This window comes from Asticcacaulis sp. AC466 (assembly GCF_000495815.1).
GTDB lineage: Bacteria > Pseudomonadota > Alphaproteobacteria > Caulobacterales > Caulobacteraceae > Asticcacaulis.
Window position 1 is genome coordinate 1 of record NZ_AWGE01000036.1, and the last position, 4,041, is coordinate 4,041.

Genomic DNA, 4,041 nt, shown 5'->3' on the forward strand with positions numbered 1-4,041 from the left:
AGAGCGTGTTCCGATCTGACTGCATCAGATCGACGCTCTAATTTTTTGTTTTTACGCGCTTTCCGAAAAGTGCGTCACACTTTTCGGAAAGCGCTCTAGGCTGGCTTTACGCCGTCCACCAGCAGCACGCGATAGTCGGCAGCCCGGTGTCGGTGCTGCATGGCAGCCTGATAGGCCGGGGAGCCGTGCCAGCGTCGCGCGGCGTCCATATCGTCGAATTCCAGAATAACGATGCCGTCGGCGTCCGCGCCTTCCAGGGTTTCATGCGGTCCGTAAAAGGCGAGCGGCCGGGGCGGCGTGTCGCCGCGCGCCTTGCGGGCCAATTCGGCGTAGATGGCCATTTCGTCCGGATCGATCATTCTGTCCCTGATCATGATGACGTATGCGGTCATGTTATCACTCCTTGCGGGTGTGTGTCGCGATGGCCCTATGCCGTGCGCGGTGCAAAAAGGATGAGCGCCGAACCGGCCAGGCACAGGATCAATCCCGCGCCATCCCATAGATCGGGTGGCCGTTTTTCGATCAGCCACATCCAGCCAATCGATGCGGCTATGTAGATGGCGCCGTAAGCGGCATAGGCGCGGCCCGCCGCTGGCGTGTCAATGAGGGTCAAAAGCCACGCAAACGCGCACAGGCTGAGCGCGCCCGGTATCAGCCAGGCGGGCGATTGCTTGAGTTTGAGTACGGCCCAAAGGCTATAGCAACCGGCAATTTCGGCGATGGCGGCCAGGATATAGACCGCCAGCGGTTTAAACACCGAGCATCCAGCCTTCTTCGGTGGCGGCGATGGCGGTATCCGCTTCGCTCAGGCCCTTGGGGCCGGCAAACAGGGCGCCCAGTTGCCCCTTGTCGTCCGCTTCGGCCAGCGCCGTGGCGGTCAGTCGAACGCCGGTCGCGTCCTTGACTTCACCGGCTTCCGGTTCGCCCTCATAGAGTGGCGAATAGATTTCGGCGATGACGGTCGACAAGCCCGCCACGCTTTCGTCGGTAAGCATGTTGAACCCGGTCTGGAACGGCCACACCTGCGCCTGCTCGCCCAGCGATTCCGCGAGAGATTTCACCGCCGTGATGCCCAGCATGGATTGACCGCCGACCACACCTGCGCCGTGCATTTGCCACAGACTTTTGGAATGGGCGGCCTTGCGCAGCTTCAGGGTTTCCTGTTCCGTCAGGCGCAATTCCGGGAAATCACCGAACGAGTCCGGTTTGAGCGTCGATAGCCATTTCTGTGCGTCGCTTTTCGGGCAACCCCAGAACGGGTAGGCTTCGTCGGTCATCAGACGGTTCATCTTCGCCGCCACCTGGAAGCGGTTATTCTTGTTGTCCGGCTTGTCGACGATGTTCTTGGCCAGGAAATCCCACATGCCGCGCCAATCCGCTGTCTTCAGTTGCAGACGGGCTGCCGTGCCGCGCGGGAAACCCAGGGCGAAATCGACGCCGACCAGGACGCGGTCGCCGCGTTTGTGCAAGTCGGCCAGAAGCGTGCGCAGAAGTGTCGCGGCTTCGGCGCGCGTTGCCGGGTTATGTGACTGATAGGACAGGCGGAAGCGGATGTCGCGCTTCATCACGCCAATCCATACCGAGGATTCGCCGGTCTTCTTGCCTTCGGCGGCGCTGTAATCGACGATCACATAGGCGCCAAACAATCGGTTCACGGGAGATCTCCATAGTCACAAGTGCCGCTGCTTTTAGCCCCTTTGGGCCATGGGAAAAAGCGGATTATGACGCTTTGCACAATTTATGTCCGTAATGTGTATTCCTTTTTTGCCGCAAAACGGGTTAAGCCCGTACCCGCAGAGATTTTGGTGACAGGTGAGGGACCATGGCCAGCATATTGCGAGTGGGCGTAGCCGGAGCAGGCGTATTCGGCGGATACCACGCCAATAAGTACAAGCAGGCTGAGGATGTCGAGTTTGTCGGAATCTACGATATCGACAAGGCGCGGGCCGAAGCCGCAGCTGCGCCCCACGGCGTAAAGGCCTTCGGCGGCGATGAACTCGGGGCTTTTCTGGCCAGCATCGATGCCGTCACCATTGCCACGCCCGCCTTTGCCCATGCTGGTGTCGCGCTGAAAGCGCTGGATGCCGGAGTACATGTCTATACCGAAAAACCCCTGGCCATTTCTGAAGACGATGGGCAAGCTATGGTCGAGCGTGCCCGCGCCGCCAACCTGGTGCTGGCGTGCGGCCATCAGGAACGGGCCGTGTTCGAAGCCATGGGACTTTATGACGTGCCTGAAATTCCCGTGCGCCTCGAAGCGGTACGCAACGGGACGGCCTCGACGCGTAATCTCGATGTGTCTGTTGTGCTCGACCTCATGATCCACGACCTCGATTTGGCTCTGACTTTGGCGGGCGTTGGCGCCGGCGGGTTGACGGCCACGGCTAGCTATCGCAGCGAAGACGGCTACCGGGCCGTCGGCGCGGATGAGGTGACGGCCGATGTCGATTTTGAAAACGGCATGAAGGCGGTTTTCAAGGCGTCCCGTATGGCGGCCGAGCGCGAGCGTACTATGCGTATCGTTTACCCGAGCGGTGAAGTGTTCGTCGACCTGCTGAACCGCAAATTCGAAAACAATACGCCGTTCGTGCTTAATCCGGATTTCGCTGAGGCGGCGATCGCCAAGGATCCGCTGGGGACCAGTGTTTTCCGCTTCCTAGATTGCGTTCGCGGAACGCGTGCCGCGCCGTTGTGCACCGGTGACGCGGCCCTGAAGGCGCTGGAACTGGCTTTGGCGATAGATGAAGACGTCGCACCGACATAAGGTATCGGCTTAACGCGGCTCGCCTTTACTGCGGCTGGCCTTTGAAGATGATTCCGAGGGCCAATACAGCGAACCCGCCTGTCATGAGCCAATAATGGTATTCGCGTAATTGGGGTGCAATGCCGAAATAGCCGATCAGGCTAGCCATGACCAAGGCCACGGATATGAAAAACAACAACAAGGTGAAAGCTGAGACTTTCATAACCGACGTGAACCCACCCACCTGAATTATTCAGGTCGCAACGACCCAAGCGCTACTGCATAGGCCTATTTGTTCAAACAATTGTGATAAGATCAACGGAAAATTAGCCAAATTTCCGCCTGTCCGCTTTCGGCACGATAAAATTATTGCGGGCGCGTGCTTAATCTATTTTTAGTTGTGTTAAATCGCGCGGGCGGTGAATAAGAGCTCATGCAGTGCAGCAATCGCCGAGAACATCGATACGGCCAGCAACATGCGCGCGACGCCCAATTCTTCCGGTGCAAAGGCGGTCCGGCCTTCGATAATCGCCACGAAGGGCACGATCGAGGTGCGGCGCTTGATCGACGCATAGACGTCCCCCATGAGGGCCAGTCGCTTACGGTCGATATTATTGGCCCCCAAAGCGGTCAGGGCCAGCATCGACCCGAAAAATATCCAGGCCGCCAGATTGCCGTTGGTGATCAGGTGCGTCACCGCCCATATGCCGATACCGGCCAGAACCGGATGGCGCGATACGCGGACAATGCCATACACGGTCTTATCCGGTAACTGGCGCAGCGCCAGGAGGTTGGTTGGCGAGGGCGTCGTCAAACCGACAACCACCAGCAGGAAGGCCAGAAAATTACCGAGCAGGCCGATGACTCGCAGGAAGGTGCCCGACTTCCATAAGACCACATTCATCGGGTCGCCCAGCGCCATGGCAAAGGCGATCCCCATCCAAATCAAGCCACCGATCGAGAGCAATGAGAACAGGATGTAATAGGCGACACCGCCGATCCGACCGATAATCTGTTCCTTCATCGTCGTACCGCTAATCAGCAGATGGATGAAGAGGAAGAAGGCGCAGGCAAGAGCCAGGGTCCACATGGTTGTCTCCGGGGCGAGTCGCTTACAGGACTAGCACAGCGATCTGCGCGGCGGGATGAAAAATGATCAGATATAGGGGATTAGTGGTGCGTTCAGCACGTCGCCTTCGGTCTGCTTTGGTGCAGCGGGGGGCGATGATGGCGGTGTCGCGGGCGGCAGGATGGGCGCTGCCGCCACCTGGGGCAGGGGGGCAGGCGCGGGGGGCGGG

6 protein-coding genes are annotated in these 4,041 nt (G+C 59.1%); 1 reads left to right on the top strand and 5 read right to left on the bottom strand.

Annotated elements, in window-relative coordinates; genetic code table 11:
- Window positions 1-95: 95 nt before the first annotated feature.
- The 3 genes from AEAC466_RS43335 to AEAC466_RS43345 are packed head-to-tail and all read right to left on the bottom strand — an operon-like array spanning window position 96 to window position 1,655.
- Complete coding sequence (locus AEAC466_RS43335) at window positions 96-392, bottom strand: DUF1330 domain-containing protein (RefSeq protein ID WP_023460284.1); 297 nt, start codon at window positions 390-392, stop codon at window positions 96-98.
- Window positions 393-427: 35 nt separating this feature from the next.
- Window positions 428-757 (bottom strand): YnfA family protein, encoded by a 330-nt coding sequence (locus tag AEAC466_RS43340; RefSeq protein WP_023460285.1) that lies wholly within the window; start codon window positions 755-757, stop codon window positions 428-430.
- Window positions 750-1,655 (bottom strand): hypothetical protein, encoded by a 906-nt coding sequence (locus AEAC466_RS43345; protein ID WP_023460286.1) that lies wholly within the window; start codon window positions 1,653-1,655, stop codon window positions 750-752. Before AEAC466_RS43345 ends, AEAC466_RS43340 begins: the two co-directional genes overlap by 8 nt.
- 167 nt (window positions 1,656-1,822) lie before the next feature.
- Here AEAC466_RS43345 and AEAC466_RS43350 point away from each other — a divergent pair, with 167 nt between their 5' ends.
- Window positions 1,823-2,764 (top strand): Gfo/Idh/MocA family protein, encoded by a 942-nt coding sequence (locus tag AEAC466_RS43350; protein ID WP_023460287.1) that lies wholly within the window; start codon window positions 1,823-1,825, stop codon window positions 2,762-2,764.
- 25 nt (window positions 2,765-2,789) lie between these two features.
- Here AEAC466_RS43350 and AEAC466_RS45160 read toward each other — a convergent pair whose 3' ends face one another.
- Both AEAC466_RS45160 and AEAC466_RS43360 read right to left on the bottom strand, forming a co-directional pair.
- Window positions 2,790-2,912: a hypothetical protein gene (locus AEAC466_RS45160; protein WP_255346300.1), complete on the bottom strand. Its 123-nt coding sequence runs from the start codon at window positions 2,910-2,912 to the stop codon at window positions 2,790-2,792.
- Window positions 2,913-3,146: 234 nt separating this feature from the next.
- A complete protein-coding gene (locus tag AEAC466_RS43360; RefSeq protein WP_023460289.1) occupies window positions 3,147-3,833 on the bottom strand; it encodes an NnrU family protein in 687 nt (228 codons plus the stop codon).
- Window positions 3,834-4,041 lie beyond the last annotated feature (208 nt).